General features: G+C 44.1%; 17 protein-coding genes and 1 other annotated feature. Of the genes, 10 read left to right on the forward strand and 7 right to left on the reverse strand.

The window, feature by feature from the left end; translation table 11 throughout:
- Positions 1 to 127: 127 nt before the first annotated feature.
- The 3 genes from AC0VXY_RS01315 to safA form a co-directional block, all read right to left on the reverse strand.
- Complete coding sequence (locus AC0VXY_RS01315) at positions 128 to 295, reverse strand: hypothetical protein (RefSeq protein WP_435994060.1); 168 nt, start codon at positions 293 to 295, stop codon at positions 128 to 130.
- A gap of 210 nt (positions 296 to 505) precedes the next feature.
- Entirely contained in the window at positions 506 to 919 is a 414-nt protein-coding gene (locus AC0VXY_RS01320; RefSeq protein ID WP_034763135.1) for a CBS domain-containing protein, read from the reverse strand.
- Between the two features lie 130 nt (positions 920 to 1049).
- A complete protein-coding gene (gene safA / locus AC0VXY_RS01325) occupies positions 1050 to 1670 on the reverse strand; it encodes a SafA/ExsA family spore coat assembly protein (RefSeq protein WP_475526657.1) in 621 nt (206 codons plus the stop codon).
- Positions 1671 to 1835: 165 nt separating this feature from the next.
- On the opposite strand from safA, the gene AC0VXY_RS01330 reads away from it, so the two are divergent.
- From AC0VXY_RS01330 to AC0VXY_RS01340, 3 genes are all read left to right on the forward strand, one after another.
- Positions 1836 to 1985 carry an Lmo0850 family protein gene (locus AC0VXY_RS01330; RefSeq protein WP_098351100.1) on the forward strand — a complete coding sequence of 50 codons (150 nt, stop codon included), beginning with the start codon at positions 1836 to 1838 and terminating at the stop codon, positions 1983 to 1985.
- Positions 1986 to 2070: 85 nt separating this feature from the next.
- Positions 2071 to 2355, forward strand: coding sequence for a hypothetical protein (locus AC0VXY_RS01335; protein ID WP_435994055.1), 285 nt, complete (start codon positions 2071 to 2073; stop codon positions 2353 to 2355).
- Between the two features lie 171 nt (positions 2356 to 2526).
- On the forward strand, positions 2527 to 3426 hold the full coding sequence (locus tag AC0VXY_RS01340; protein ID WP_475526658.1) for a diacylglycerol/lipid kinase family protein: 900 nt from the start codon (positions 2527 to 2529) through the stop codon (positions 3424 to 3426).
- A 46-nt stretch (positions 3427 to 3472) separates the two neighbouring features.
- Here AC0VXY_RS01340 and AC0VXY_RS01345 read toward each other — a convergent pair whose 3' ends face one another.
- The 3 genes from AC0VXY_RS01345 to AC0VXY_RS01355 form a co-directional block, all read right to left on the reverse strand.
- Positions 3473 to 4054: a YqaA family protein gene (locus AC0VXY_RS01345; RefSeq protein WP_475526659.1), complete on the reverse strand. Its 582-nt coding sequence runs from the start codon at positions 4052 to 4054 to the stop codon at positions 3473 to 3475.
- 180 nt (positions 4055 to 4234) lie between these two features.
- Complete coding sequence (gene argS, locus AC0VXY_RS01350; RefSeq protein ID WP_475526660.1) at positions 4235 to 5923, reverse strand: arginine--tRNA ligase; 1689 nt, start codon at positions 5921 to 5923, stop codon at positions 4235 to 4237.
- A 47-nt stretch (positions 5924 to 5970) separates the two neighbouring features.
- Positions 5971 to 6176 (reverse strand) — a binding site (T-box leader).
- Between the two features lie 52 nt (positions 6177 to 6228).
- On the reverse strand, positions 6229 to 7404 hold the full coding sequence (locus tag AC0VXY_RS01355) for an FtsW/RodA/SpoVE family cell cycle protein (protein ID WP_034763125.1): 1176 nt from the start codon (positions 7402 to 7404) through the stop codon (positions 6229 to 6231).
- Positions 7405 to 7840: 436 nt separating this feature from the next.
- Here AC0VXY_RS01355 and AC0VXY_RS01360 point away from each other — a divergent pair, with 436 nt between their 5' ends.
- Both AC0VXY_RS01360 and sfsA read left to right on the forward strand, forming a co-directional pair.
- The gene (locus AC0VXY_RS01360; RefSeq protein WP_475527790.1) at positions 7841 to 8620 is read left to right on the forward strand and encodes a hypothetical protein; all 780 of its coding nucleotides are present in this window, start codon (positions 7841 to 7843) and stop codon (positions 8618 to 8620) included.
- Positions 8617 to 9360, forward strand: a complete 744-nt coding sequence (sfsA, locus tag AC0VXY_RS01365; RefSeq protein ID WP_475526661.1) for a DNA/RNA nuclease SfsA — start codon at positions 8617 to 8619, stop codon at positions 9358 to 9360. The genes AC0VXY_RS01360 and sfsA overlap by 4 nt, the downstream gene beginning before the upstream one ends.
- A gap of 42 nt (positions 9361 to 9402) precedes the next feature.
- Here the strand turns inward: sfsA and AC0VXY_RS01370 are convergent, their stop codons facing one another.
- Complete coding sequence (locus tag AC0VXY_RS01370; RefSeq protein ID WP_475526662.1) at positions 9403 to 9876, reverse strand: BsuPI-related putative proteinase inhibitor; 474 nt, start codon at positions 9874 to 9876, stop codon at positions 9403 to 9405.
- Positions 9877 to 10099: 223 nt separating this feature from the next.
- Here AC0VXY_RS01370 and AC0VXY_RS01375 point away from each other — a divergent pair, with 223 nt between their 5' ends.
- The 5 genes from AC0VXY_RS01375 to AC0VXY_RS01395 are packed head-to-tail and all read left to right on the forward strand — an operon-like array spanning position 10100 to position 14615.
- Entirely contained in the window at positions 10100 to 11329 is a 1230-nt protein-coding gene (locus AC0VXY_RS01375; protein WP_475526663.1) for an ABC transporter substrate-binding protein, read from the forward strand.
- Positions 11310 to 12170, forward strand: coding sequence for an ABC transporter permease (locus tag AC0VXY_RS01380; RefSeq protein ID WP_475526664.1), 861 nt, complete (start codon positions 11310 to 11312; stop codon positions 12168 to 12170). The genes AC0VXY_RS01375 and AC0VXY_RS01380 overlap by 20 nt, the downstream gene beginning before the upstream one ends.
- A 7-nt stretch (positions 12171 to 12177) precedes the next feature.
- Entirely contained in the window at positions 12178 to 12978 is an 801-nt protein-coding gene (locus AC0VXY_RS01385; RefSeq protein ID WP_475526665.1) for an ABC transporter permease, read from the forward strand.
- The gene (locus AC0VXY_RS01390) at positions 12975 to 13943 is read left to right on the forward strand and encodes an ABC transporter ATP-binding protein (RefSeq protein WP_475526666.1); all 969 of its coding nucleotides are present in this window, start codon (positions 12975 to 12977) and stop codon (positions 13941 to 13943) included. Before AC0VXY_RS01385 ends, AC0VXY_RS01390 begins: the two co-directional genes overlap by 4 nt.
- A gap of 12 nt (positions 13944 to 13955) precedes the next feature.
- Positions 13956 to 14615: a TVP38/TMEM64 family protein gene (locus AC0VXY_RS01395; protein ID WP_435994031.1), complete on the forward strand. Its 660-nt coding sequence runs from the start codon at positions 13956 to 13958 to the stop codon at positions 14613 to 14615.
- Positions 14616 to 14628 lie beyond the last annotated feature (13 nt).

The raw sequence follows: 14628 nt of genomic DNA on the forward strand, positions 1-14628 counted from the left end.
TATTTATTTGTATAATATTTTTTTATGTGAAGGGTAACTCCGAACACAAAAAAAGCCATAGAAATCCATGGCAGATGTTTTTGTGTTCGGTATTAAAATAGGAAAAATAATTGCTGTAATCATTTGATTAATAAAAGTCCCAAAATCCTAAAACAAATAGTAAAACCCCGGTTATCATGGAAATACCAAATAACATAAATAAGAAATCAAGAATGCTGTCGGCGAAGACTCTTTTGCGGTTCTCACGTTTAAAATGACGAACTTCCTTACGGTACGATCGTGCAGCACGACTCATACAAAACCTCCTCCTCCATTAACCCCTTTTGCATTAATCACATATTCGTCACAAATAAAGAAAATCCTCCCTTTACATGAAAAAAATGACGATATACCCATCTCTTCGTCACAATAAGTCGATTTGATCTTTTTACATGCCAAATAAGGGGCTGCAAGAGCCCCTTATTCAGTGAAAGAAAGCTTTGAAGTTTCTGCCTGTAAGCCTTTATTAACGAAGGTGATTCTGAGAGATTCCGCTTAAGGCGCTTCCAGCACTTTGATCGGATTTCTGCTGTACTGCCAAATCTCCTAAAGCCAGCATCCCGACCAGCTGACCGTTTTCCACAACTGGTAAACGGCGTACCTGATGCTGGGACATCAAAGCCGATGCTTCTTCAACGGATGCATCAGGAGAAATTGTCACAACCTGCTGTGACATAACCTGAGAGACATTTCCTTGTGCACCTTGAGACAGTCCACGAGTCGCAATATCACGGTCCGTAATCATACCGACAACCTGTCCGTTTTCAACGACAGGAACGGATCCAACGTTTCTGGAACTCATCTTGGAAGCGACGCTCTCAAGTGAATCCTGGTTAGAAGCTGCTTCCACATTTGTCGACATAATATCACGTACTTGCATAAAAAATTCCCCCTTGATCATAATGACAGTACACACTTATTATCCTGCATATTTCTCCGCCTTATTCTGAACATGAATTTCCAATTTAATTGGTCTTAATTCGAGGGACGGACCTCCATCATCCCCCTGCTTATCTTGCTATAAACAGCTGGGTCCAGTACGTCCCGTAAGTACCGCCCTCGACATATCCCACGCCCACATGAGTATAGGACTTGTTAAGAATATTTTTGCGGTGAACCGGATTGTTCATCCATTCCCGCACAACTTCTTCAGGATTCAATTGTCCGGCAGCAATATTTTCTGAAGCTGAGCGATTTGAGATGTGAAAACGTTTCAGCATCTCATCAGGAGTTCCGTGGGCCGGGCTTCGATGAGAGAAGTATCCGGCATCCCTCATATCCCGGGACTTATACAATGCGACCTGAGAGAGATTTCTGTCAGCCCGAAGAGGGGGGAGACCGTTTTTTTGTCGTTCCTTATTGGTTAATTCAGTGACCCGGCTTTCGAATGAAGTTTCAGATGCGATGCTTGGGATCTTAATGTTCTGCCCCGGATAAATGATATTTGGATCTGTTACCTGGGGATTTGCGCTGATCATTTCAGACAATCCGATCTGAAATGTTCTGGAAATGGTCCAAAGAGTATCTCCTTTTTTTACAATATACGTGCTTTCGGCGGTTGTTTTATGTGGATCAAATAGACTAAAGAAAAGGGACGATGTGATGATAACAAGGAATAGTTTAGTCTTCATAAGTATAAATTGTGTAATTCGAAACAAATTATTCTTCTGAAATGTGTAAAAGTAGGATTATCGTTTCATTTTTAGGGAAAAGGGAAACCATATAACATTTAGTGAAACCTTTTACGGAGTAGAACGTACAAATAGGTAACGATATTTTAAAAAGAGGTGAATAACGTGGTAAAGGAGAACGATCGCTTTAAAAAAGTGATAACGAAATTGTCGAACGTCGGTGTGAATATTTCTAAAACGAAATCAAGACGGGAAATTCTTCATTCACTAAAGCAGTATCAACCATTACCTAAGACGTTAACACAAGATTCATAATCCATGCTTATCCGAAATGTTGGACAGACATATTTCCCGATTCTTCCCGATATACTATAGCTAAAGGTAAAGGGGAGGGTTAGGCATGGAGAGAATGATGTTTGATCTACAAGCATTAAAGGAAATCAGAAAGAAGGCAGATGAGATTTCATACTACTGTATGAGCCGGGAGCAGCCTTCAGATCCTCATCGTGTAAGCATGGCATTAGATCAGGTATGTCGTGCCCTGGCTATGTTTGCAGAAATGGAGCTTCATCGCATGCAGAATCAGCATATTCCCTATGACCCCCAAAGCTATATCAAAGGGCGTCTCGGAATTGCCTATCGATCTGTACTCCAAGTCCCTCAGGATGATTCGAATACGGCATAGTAAAAGAGGTTGACCCAAGAGTCATTGGCTGATAAGCCAGTAGTACACTTGTTATAATGAAACACTCTCTAATCATATGGCCTGGTCCGATAAGGATGATAACCACTCATCGTTTTGGGTCAGCCTCTTTTTTTTTACCATACTAAATCTAAAAGTTAGGTGACGATATTCATGGCGAGATTTTCGGAAGTATTGCTTATATGCAATGGCAAGGCAGGTCAAGGGACACTCGAGATCCTGTTGAAGGATGCGGTGCCCCCTTTATTAGATATTTGCAACGAACTGATCATTCACAAAACAAAGGAAAAGGGTGATGCGGAAAGGGTCTGCAGGGAATCAGGAAGTCGCTATGAGCTGGTGGTCATCATGGGCGGGGATGGGACGATCCATGAAGCCATCAATGGGCTGTCTGTCCTCGAAGAGCGCCCCCTTGTTGCCATTCTTCCTGGTGGTACATGTAACGATTTTGCCCGCTCCCTGCGTATTCCGATGGATATTGGACAAGCCGTCAGTCTTATAACCGAACAGCCTTATGAACAGGAAATCGACATTGTGAAGGCGGGGGAGAGATATTTCAGTAATTTCTGGGGCACAGGCTTGGTTTCCCAGACGAGTGATAATATAGATGTCGGATCTAAGAGTGTCCTCGGTAAACTGAGCTATTATATCAGTGCATTCCAATCGATTAAGGATTCCCCTATCTTAAGTGTGAAAGTTACAACGGAAAATGAGACAGTGGAAGAGGAGGTCGTCATGCTGTTGGTCGCAAACGGCCGTTCGATCGGATCTAATCCACTGCCTACATGTATCAATATGGACGATGGATTAATGGACATATATGTAGTGAAGAAAAGTGGATTTCCATTGCTGAAGGAATTTCTTGTCATTAAAAGTACAGGCAATATCAGCGAAGAATATGACGATATCATGCACATTCAAGCAAAAGAAGCCCATATTGAACTCGGGCAGGATGAGAAGCTTGATATGGATGGGGAACTCTATGAAGGCAGCAGGCAGTCCCTCCGCGTGTTACATAAGCATCTGCGCTTTGTGGTGGGAGCTGCCGAATGAAAAAGGAGCATGGGATTATCCCATGCTCCTTTTTGGATGAGCCTGATCAAGGAGTTTGCTTTTTCTTTCTGATGACCAAGTAGACGAGATAGACAAGAATCAGTACACCGCCTGCTGCAAGTGTCAGTAAAGTGAAGTTCTCTTCGATAAAAGGTTTTGCTTTTGCTCCCAGTGTCAGAATGATCACGCCTTCCAGGAAAAAGCGGATCCCTCTTCCGATGATCGACCAAATCACTAATACCCGGATCTTTACACCGGAAACCCCTGCGAATATCGTGAAAATCTTATAAGGGACAGGTGTCAGACCTGCAATCAGTAACGCCACTGGGCCGAACTTTGTAAAGTACTCTTCTACTTTTTGAATTCTTGCTTCAGAGAATAGACGAACAAGAATCGGGCGACCCAGCTTTTTTCCGATCAACCATCCAAAAAGGGCTCCTATGACGGAAGCGATTGTCGTATAAAGTGCGTAAAGCAGGGCACTCCCAGGGTTGGCAATTGCCAATGGAATCAGTAATACATCAGGTGGAATAGGGAAGAAAGATGAATCTGCGAAAGAGACGATGATCAGTCCCCATACACCGTAATCCATTAACCATGCTTCGAACGTGTGAAGTAGTTCAGACATAAGTACTCTCCTTTATGAATAAAGCGTTAGTTTCGAATTTAATAGAACATAAGAAAGTATATCACTTTTCATAAAGGGAGTCATGAAATATCCTATTCTTCCCTCACTTAAGAACTGGACCAGACACATTCTCGAAATAAATCTATTTCTCGGGAAATAGTGACAGTATTCTTTCGGATTCTACATTTCGGAAGGAGATTTCATCCCCAATAATCGCAATCCTTCGGCAAGGACAATCCCCACGGCATGAACCAAGGCCAGACGTGTATTTTGCTGGTTGTCATCCGAAAGGATTTTGGTTTTAGCATAATAACGGTTGAAGCTTTGTGATGTGAAGATTAAATATTTGGCAATGACAGATGGCGCATAATACTGCCATGATTTTTCGATGATTTCCGGAAATAATCTCAGCTGCTTTATTACTTCCCAGCTTTCGGCATCTTCCAGACCTTCAAATGTCAGTGGACCTGACTCACCTGCTTTTCTGAGAAGGGACTGGGCTCTCGCATACGTGTATTGAATATATGGACCGGTTTCACCTTCGAACGTGAGCATATGCTCCAGGGAGAATTCAATATCATTGAGCCGGTCATTTTTCAGGTCATGAAAAATGATTGCCCCGACCCCGACATCTCTTGCAACTCTGTAAGCATCCTTTAAGTCAGGGTTTTTCTGCTTAATGTTGTCCTCCGCCATTTTAATTGCTTCCTGAAGCACTTCTTCAAGGAGGATGACCCTTCCTTTTCTTGTAGACATCTTCTTTCCATCCTTTAAATACAGACCGAATGGAATATGCTTCATGTCATTCGCCCAATTGTACCCGAGCTTATTCAATACGTTCATCACTTGCTTGAAATGGATGGTCTGTTCCTGACCTACAATGTACAGGGCTTCGTCAAAGGCATATTGTCGCTGACGATAAAGGGCAGCAGCCAGGTCCCGTGTGGCATAAAGGGTTGCTCCATCAGATTTCTTGATCAGGCAGGGAGGCAGATTCCCATCATCCATCCGAACGACTTGAGCCCCTTGGGATTCCTCAAGAAGATGGTGTTTCTGAAGCAAGGTCACGACTTCTTCCATCTTGTCATTGAAGAACGCTTCACCGTTATAGGAATCGAACTCGACTCCAAGGAGAGAGTAGATCGTCTTAAATGCTTGGAGTGATTCATCTTTAAACCATCTCCAAAGCCCTGTAATCTCTTCATCCCCGTCTTCGAGTAGCTTAAAGGCTCTTCTTCCTTCTTCCTCAAGGGAAACATCAAGTTCTGCCTGTTCATGGAACTTTTTATAAAGAATAAACAATTCGGCAATGGGGTTTTCTTTGACCTTTTCCGGGTCGCCCCATTTTTTGAAAGCGACGATCAGTTTACCGAATTGTGTCCCCCAATCGCCGATGTAATTGATTTTCTCTGTACGATAGCCGCATTTTTCGGCAATAGAGGCAATGGCATTCCCGATGACCGTTGAACGGAGATGCCCCATGGAAAAAGGTTTGGCAATGTTAGGTGAGGACATATCTAATACGACGGTTCTGTTTTCTCCAAAGGTGTGGGTTCCATAATCCCTTCCCTTCGCCAAAATTCCCGACACGATTTCTCTTCCCATTTTTCCCCCGTCAAAGTGGATATTGATATAAGGTCCAACGGCCACAACCTTGGTGAAAAGGGGAGAGGTAATCGTAGCGGCCATTTCATTGGCGATCTGTGCAGGGGCCTTTTTCATGATTTTTGCCAACTGGAAGCAAGGGAAGGCCAAGTCCCCTAAATGACTATGCTTCGGAATTTCAATCAGATCGTATAGATCTTTCTCGCTCCAATCCGACAAGAGCTGAGTTTTTAACTCTTGAGCCAGTATTGATTTAAAATCCATCTTGTTACACCTCCCATTAGTATGAAACACAAAAAAACCCGTCTCTACACAGAGACGAGTTTAGCTCGCGGTACCACTCTTATTCCCGATTAAGGACACTCATTGTATAACGGGAGATCCCGGTTCTTCCCTACTGATTTTCAAGAAGAACTTCTCAGAAGTGCGTTTCATCCAGGGCTTCATACCGGGCTCCCACCGCCCCCGGCTCGCTTATGATTCACGTCGGGATTACTCTCTTCTTCACAGAATATTCCATATCTAATTACTATTATTTTACACATATCAGGGATGAATGCAACCTGTAATTAAGAATCTTCTGAAGAAAACATATACGTTTTATGATGAAACCTCATACTGAACACAAGGCCGAGGGCCAGCATATTCCCCATGAGAGAGCTTCCCCCATAACTGATGAACGGAAGGGGGATACCTGTGATCGGCAGTAACTGGATCGTCATTCCGATGTTCTGGAACACATGGAACGTGATCATACTGATGATTCCTGCACAGACATAAGCGTTGAAAGGCTCTTTGGTATCAAGGGCAGTCTTGGTTAGATGGTAGATCAGCAGAAAGTATAAACTGATGACGACACTTGCGCCGATAAATCCGTACTCTTCACCGATGACACTGAAGATAAAGTCTGTATGATTTTCCGGGATATACACTTCCCGGTCACTGTAGCCTTTCCCGAAAATTTGTCCCGAACCAATGGCGTTAAGGGAATTGATCAAGTGAAATCCTTCTAATTTCGCATAATTGTACGGATCGAGCCAGGCATAGATCCGTCCGAATTGGTAAGGTTTCACGTTTAAGTATTTCTCCAATAATTGTGGTGCCCATATGACCAGTGAAAGGATGCCCGCACCTAAGACTCCGATCGAAGCATAGATAGGCACAATCAGCTTCCACGTAATACCTGAAACGAGGATGATACCCGTCATGATGGCAAGTATCACCAGTGATGTCCCTAAATCCGGCTGCTGCATAATGAAAGCAAGGGGGAGAAGGGTGGTCAAGCCGATTTTAATTAATAATTGAAAGTCTGTCTGCACCGTTTTCCTTGGATTAAGTTCATGATGATTGGTAATGACACGTGCCAAAGCAAGGATTAAGAATGTCTTCATGAACTCTGAAGGCTGTATCGATCCAAGCGGTCCCAGCATGAACCAGCTTTTGGCTCCATTCCGGTGGGGTGCGATGCTTTCCGGAGAAATCAATAATAAAACGAGCAAGAAGATTCCTGCGCCGTATATGTACCAGGCAAGCCGTTTATACTGATCTGAGTCGAGAAATAACGCAGCGCCGATAATGATACCGCCCACTACGTACCAAAAAGCCTGTCTAATCACAAAGTTTGTCCCATATTGCCCTGAGGTCTGGGCGCTGCTGATTCCCATTGCACTTACAATAAAGAACAGCATTAATAAAAAGAGAAGACCCCAATCGATCTTATCAGCAAATCGCTGGCGAGTTTCCATAATCTATTCACCTGAATTTCTAAAGATTTCACATTCCTAGTCTAATAGAAATGAAAGGAAATTTCTACTCATGACCCGAGAAATTCGAGAACTTCTTTCGGCATATGACACGTATTTGAAACAGGTGAAGAATTGAATTCATCGGGAATGTCCATGGCAGAAGGGCTTAGAAGGAAAACAGAGAGGGGATATTCCATTTATTACATGTTTATAGTAGGTGTTTGCTATTGAAATAGATGATATTTAACACTATTTGGTTTAGAAGTTAATATCGACGTTAGTTCTTCACAACACAAAGTACTGAAATATGACTATTTTCGACAATTACCTGCGACTTTTGTCATCATTTTGAAATGAAATAGAAAAGAACAAGTATGTTCTATATTTGATAAAATAGAAACTATGAACTGTGCACCGTGTTAATCAGATGGAGGGAATGTTCTTGAAGGCAAATAACCAAGTTAAAGATATCATCTATGTTCACAAGAATCCGGATCGCCAATATGTCGTTTCTTACGGAATCCATTTCAACGAGTTTGCAATGAATGCCCGTAAACCCTTAAAGAACTTACTTCTTATCAAGCATCAGTACGAGCATGGTGCTTTCAATATACATACCCATATGGAATATGTAGAACAGGACGAAATGAAGAAGATCATCGATGACGGTGTTCAGAGCTACGGAGATTTCTGCTGGATCGATTTTGAAGAAGAGGTCGGAGTCGATGAATTGAACGGGCAGGAAATTGCAGAACTCCTTTATATGGGGCATATCAAACAGCCATTAAACCCTCCATTTTATTCTAAGCTGAATAACCGCTATGCCTATCTTTCCCATGATGACGGCTGGTTCAATAAAGTTTATTACCGGGACTTCGAGGACTTCTATCATATGCTGGGAGCGACCCTTTCATCCAAACTCAGTACGGTCAAGAGTGGGAAAGGCCTCTTCGGTATGAAGAAGGAGAAACCCTACCCTGTAATCGGGAAGGAAGTCATTCATTCCTTCCAGGATAAGTTAAAAGAAGGAATGGTCATCTCCCTTGAAAAAGCCGTATTAACGAGAGGGAAGATCGAGATTCCCATTTGGGTAATGGGCGATTATTATGACATGGATGAAATGACTGAGGATTATAAGCAGATTCGTAAATTACCTGCGAACGGATTACTATCATATGACCGTAAAACGAAGAGCTGGAGCGCCTTGCTTAAATGAGGGAACGTGAAGTTTTCGCAGATATTTCATTCCATGACACCCTGGTTCAAGCCGTCTTTCTTGAACGGCTTAATCGGTTTGTGCTAGAGTGCGAGCTTCCTTCAGGCTCAAAAGAAAAAGTCCACTTACCCGATCCAGGCAGGCTGAAGGACTTGCTGGTACCCGGAGGGCCGATCTGGCTCCAGGAATCCAAGGATCCAAAAAGGAAAACAAGGTGGTCGGCGATCATGACCCATGATTCCGTAAACGATATGTATGTTTCCTTGAATACTCAATATCCAAACCGATTGGTACTGGAAGCCCTGCAGTTGGATGTACTAGAGGAGCTGAAGGTTTGGCGCCTGGAAAAAGCCGAATATAAGGTGGGAGGTTCACGCTTTGACTTTCTCCTCAAACATAAACAAAATGATGAAAAATTACTACTCGAAGTCAAGAGTGTCACGATGGTCGAGGACGGAATAGGTAAATTTCCCGATGCCGTCACAGCAAGGGGAGCGAGGCATGTAGAGGAACTGACCCACTTGCAGATGAAGGGAAGCTATCAAACAGCGGTCCTATTCATTGCCCAGCGTACAGATCTGCGGGGAATCACTTCCGCACCTGAAATCGATCCCCATTTTGCCCGGGTCATGGAAGAAGCCGCAAGGCACGGTGTCAGGTTTTACGGAAGATATTGCATCATGACGCCTGAACGCATCTCCCTTAGTGGATCTATCCCGGTCTTCATAGAAAAGGATTAATCTCGACGTGCCCCGCCCGAGATTAATCCTTTTTGTGTGCCCCTATTCCACCACTACCTTAGTCGTCGCTTTATAGTCCTGCTCCCCCTTGGCGGTCATCCAGACGGTCAATGTATAATTGCCGCTTTCAACCTTTGGGAGGACAATTTCACGAGAGAACTCTTCCCCTTGTTTCACAGTGATTTCCTGTAAGGCTTGAGTATACATTTTATTCTTTGAATCTTTATAAACGATCTCGCCTTTTTCGTTTCGAAGTTCATAGTCGATTGTCTGTCCAGATGAGAAAGAAAATGTTTTCTCCTGCTCTGTTTGATTTTTCACACTATATACATACACAATTTGACCATCTGCATCTTTCTTGGTTAATGAAGGTTCCATTTCGCCTGCGATAATTCCTTTCTGTACAGAAATATCTTCACCCGCTCCCTGTTCTGTCTCTTTTTTTACCGGCTGGCTGTCGTTTTCAGCCGTTCCACAGCCGGCCATTCCCGCTATAAGAATGATTATAATCATCATGAATCGCTTCACGCTAGAGTCACCTCCTTACTGTATTAGACAGAGTTTGATCCAAAAGGTTACAAGCCTTCGGAGAATATGAGCTCGGAAGGCATGGGGGATGTGTTCATCTAGTTTCTTCTCCCTTTATGCACTGATTTGCATATATGTAAGGCAGATTCCTTTTTTAAATTATACGGTTCAGTACAATAGAATTATAGAAAAGCGCAGAGGAGCATGATGGATGAGAATGTGGTTAGCTATTGTAAGCGTATTATCCTTACTATTAGTATCGGCTTGCGGTTCGTCAAATGCAAACGATACCGTGAAAATTCCTGATGAAGAGTGGGAAACGATCACGTCGAAAGCAAAAGGGACCAAAGTGAATATGTTTATGTGGGGAGGAGATGACGGGATCAACCGGTATATCGATGAGGTCATGGCGCCCATGTTAAAAGAAAAGAACAATATCGAACTGAACCGGGTCCCTTTAGACACGCCTGAAATCCTCCAGAAGCTGCAAACCGAGAAAAAGGCCGGAAAAAAAGAGGGGACGATCGACATCGTCTGGATCAACGGTGAAAATTTTAAGAATGCGAAAGAACAAGATCTGTTGGCAGGTTCCTTCACAAACAAACTGCCGAACTACAACGAATACTATGATACGGACAGTGACGCCTTCCAATACGACTTCGGAACGGAAACAGAAGGATTCGAAGCCCCGTGGGGAAAAGTTCAATTCGTTTTTTTCTATAATAGTGAAAAAGTGAAAAACCCGCCGGCTACCTTTGATGATTTGAAAACATTCATGAAAGAGAATCCCGGGAAATTCACCTATCCGAACCCAAGTGATTTCACTGGGAATGCGTTTCTAAGACATCTCCTCTATGCCAAAACGGATTCGAATCTGGCCCGGGACGGGTTTAATGAAGACAAATCGGAAGAGATTGGAGCGGGAGTGTGGGAGGAATTGAACACCATGAAGCCGTATTTGTGGCGAAAAGGGGATACGTATCCATCCACCTTGACGGATCTTGATAAGCTTTATAGTCAGGAAGAGGTGTGGATGACGATGGGATATAACGAAGCAAGGGCGGAACATCTGATCAAGGATGGCGTGTTTCCGGAAAGCACAAAGTCGTTCATATTGAGTGATATCGGATCCATCGGGAATACTCATTTCCTGGCCATTCCTTTCAATAGTCCAAATAAAGAAGGTGCCATGGTGGCCATTAATGAGTTCCTGTCCCCGGAAGCGCAGTATGAGAAGCTGAAACCGGATTATTGGGGGGAGAGTTCAGCTATTTCCTATGCCAAGCTTGATGAGGGATGGAGGAAGAAATTCATGGAGATCGATCGCGGTGAAAGCGTATTGGAAGCCTCAAAGCTTGAAGAAAGCTTCAAGGGTGAGCTTGATGCTGCCTATGTTGAATGGTTAAAGGAGAACTGGATCCGTGAAGTGGCCAGCCAATAACGCACTACTTCTCCTGCCGGGCCTCCTCTTTTTCCTCCTGATTCCGGGACTCGGGATCGTCCTTGCGATTTTGGAAAGTGTAAGGGACGGGGGAGTCTTTACATTCGAACATTACCGGGAATTGTTTGAACAAGATCGTTTTATCGCGTCCGTCCTGTTCAGCCTGACGGTGACCGTGGCTTCAACGACCCTGTCCCTTTTCATCGGGTTGGGTATCGTCAAAGCCTTCTATCCATTGTTAAAGGAAACCGGGCATAAACTGCTGGTGTGGATCCCGATGCTCGTTCCTCATTTTGTATGGGCGTATCTCGTCTACTTACTCTTTAATCAAAGCGGCTTTTTCTCAAATGTCGCCGGGGTGCTAGGTTGGATTGACGATCGCAGTCAATTTCCTATATTGGTGCAGGACCGGAATGGGATTGGGATCATATTGACATATGTGTGGAAAGAAGTTCCCTTTGTGACCCTGATGCTGTTACCCGTGTATGCTACTATGCGCAAAGGGTATAAAGAGGTCGCATCGTTATTGGGCGCGGGCTCCTATCAAACGTTCAGAGTGGCTGAATGGCCCTTTATCTATCCTGTCCTCATCGAAACCGGGGCCATTCTTTTTGCCTTTATTTTTACCGCATTTGAAGTTCCGCGTTTGTTGGGGGTGACGTCTCCACAAATGCTTGCGATCCTTGCATACGACTGGTTTTATAGCGGTAACTGGAGTGACCGTCCCTTAGCGTTTGCCTCACTTGTCATGACCGGGCTCGGCATCGGGGTCTTCATGTGGCTCGTTTTTTATATCACGAACAAGAAACGTACGCACATCACTAAAGGGATTGGGAATTAGAGGTGTCATGATGAAAAAAACGTTATTTTACAGCATATCCTTTATCCTTTTTGTCTTCCCCCTTTTATTTTTAGTGTATAAAAGCTTTTACGGTGTAGCGGCATGGGGGAGTTCTACTCGAGGTACACCAAGTGTAAGGGCGTGGGAACTCTTGATAAACGAAGGAGAGTTTCTGAATTCAGTAGGGGTGTCGGTGTGGATTGCAATAGTTGTGTTGAGTCTTAATCTTCTGATCGGCATCACAGCGGGAAAAGTGTTTTCCTTCTCTTCTTTCAGGGGGAAATCAGTAGTGGAAGCGCTCATGATGCTGCCGCTGTTTATTCCCGTTTTGGTCGTTGCCATCGGACTTCATATTACCTTCATCCGTTATGGCCTCTCTGATCACTGGCTCGGGGTTGCGCTTGTTCATCTAGTACCGACGATTCCTTACAGCATTAAAATGTTTAAAACAGGCTATGAGCGAATCGGCTCGAAATTACTCGAACAATCAACCATCCTGGGAGGGAGTGCCATCAAGCGCTTATACCATATCGAGTTGCCTTTGCTCCTTCCAAGCATCCGCAGTGTATTGTTCCTGACGATTGTCATCTCTTTAAGTCAATATGTCCTGACGGCGATTATAGGCGGTGGGAACGTCGTAACCCTTGCAATGGTCTACTACCCATTTACCGATACGGCAGATGAAGCGGTCATGGCGGCATTTTCCATCGTGTTCGCCCTTATTCCCATCATCTTATACATCATACTCGAGGGGTGCTTGAAATTCACACTCCCTTACCAGCATCTAAGAGGGGGGAAGAAACAGTGAGTTCATTTATAGATATCCTGGGAGTGTCCAAAACCTTGAAAGAGAAAGAGATATTGAATGATATAACCTTCTCCTTGAAAAAAGGGGAGATCCTCTCATTGGTAGGAGCATCGGGTTCAGGAAAATCAACCTTTTTACGGATTCTCTCAGGCTTAGAATCTGTTACAAAGGGAAAGGTATTAATAGAAGGTAACGATATTTCTTCGACCAAACCTCAAAATCGACCGATTGGTATGGTCTTTCAGCAGCCTTTGTTATTCCCTCATATGAATGTTCTTGAAAACGTCATGTACGGGCTGGGAATGAAGGGGAATAGGAAACGTGAAAATAAAAGGAATGCGAAAGAATATATTCAAAGAGTCGGTTTAGGTGAAGTTATGCATCATTACCCCTCTGAGCTTTCGGGTGGCCAGCAGCAGCGGGTTTCCCTTATCCGCTCCCTTATTTTGAAACCGAAGCTGTTACTCTTAGACGAACCTTTCAGCAGTCTCGATCTGCAACTGAGGAAAGAGTTGAGGCAATGGGTGTTGAACGTATTTAAAGAAGAAGGAACCACAGTCTTGTTCGTTACCCATGACCGAGATGAAGCATATGAAGTAGGAGACCGGGTGGCAGTGTTACACGACGGACGATTCCTGCAGGTGGGAAAACCGGAGGAAATCTATTTCCGACCGGGCTCCACCTTCGTCGCTTCTTTCATGAGTGACGGACTCATACTGCCTCGCAGTCAGTTCATTCATGCCTCCCATATATCCATAAGCTCTTCAGGACAGGATCTGCCTCACCCTAAGTGGAAGGGTACGGTCCAGCAAAAGCTGTTTGTAGCAGGAACGAACATCCATGAAATATGGGTAGAAGAATTGAAACAGAAACTCCATCTACCCCTTGGTTGGGAATCCTCTCACGGGACGGTTTGGCTATATGCCAAGGAAGAGAACATTCAAACGTTTCAGAACGAGGAATAGGAGGGAAGAACATTGAAGAAGAAGGAAATCGGCAAGGTCTTTCTATTCATCGCGATATTACTGTTCCTCATGTGGCTCAGCCGGAATTTCTTTCATATAAAGCCCCATGATATCAGGGATTGGATTGTATCATTCGGCATCTGGGCCCCAATCGTTTTCATTGTCGTCTATACGGTCCGCCCATTGATCCTTTTCCCGGCTTCCATCCTATCGTTCTCGGCGGGCCTTGCTTTCGGTGCGGTGGAAGGCTTCTTTTACATTGTACTGGGAGCACTGGGTGGTGCGACGGTTGCCTATTATGCAGCAAGCATCCTGGGGAGGAAACTGTTAAAAAGACCATCCCCCCGCATCGTGAAAATACGGGAAAAGATGGAGGAGAGCGGCTTCATCTATGTCCTGGTATTGCGGTTGGTACCATTCTTGAACTTTGATTTGATCAGTTACCTGGCCGGGATGGGGAAAGTGAGATACCTTCCATTCATCCTCGCCACAGCCATCGGGATTTTACCCGGCACGTTTGGCTATGTCTTTCTGGGATCAAGCTTGATAGGAGAAGATCGGACGAATTTATATATTGCCATTGCGTTTTTCTTAGCCATGATCATCGTACCACTCATTTTCAAGAAGAAGATGAAAGCATGGCTTGGATTATCGGGCAAAGAAGATAAGTAAAGGATGGGAAGTA

It is taken from the genome of Rossellomorea sp. QJM3NY_18, from assembly GCF_056173145.1.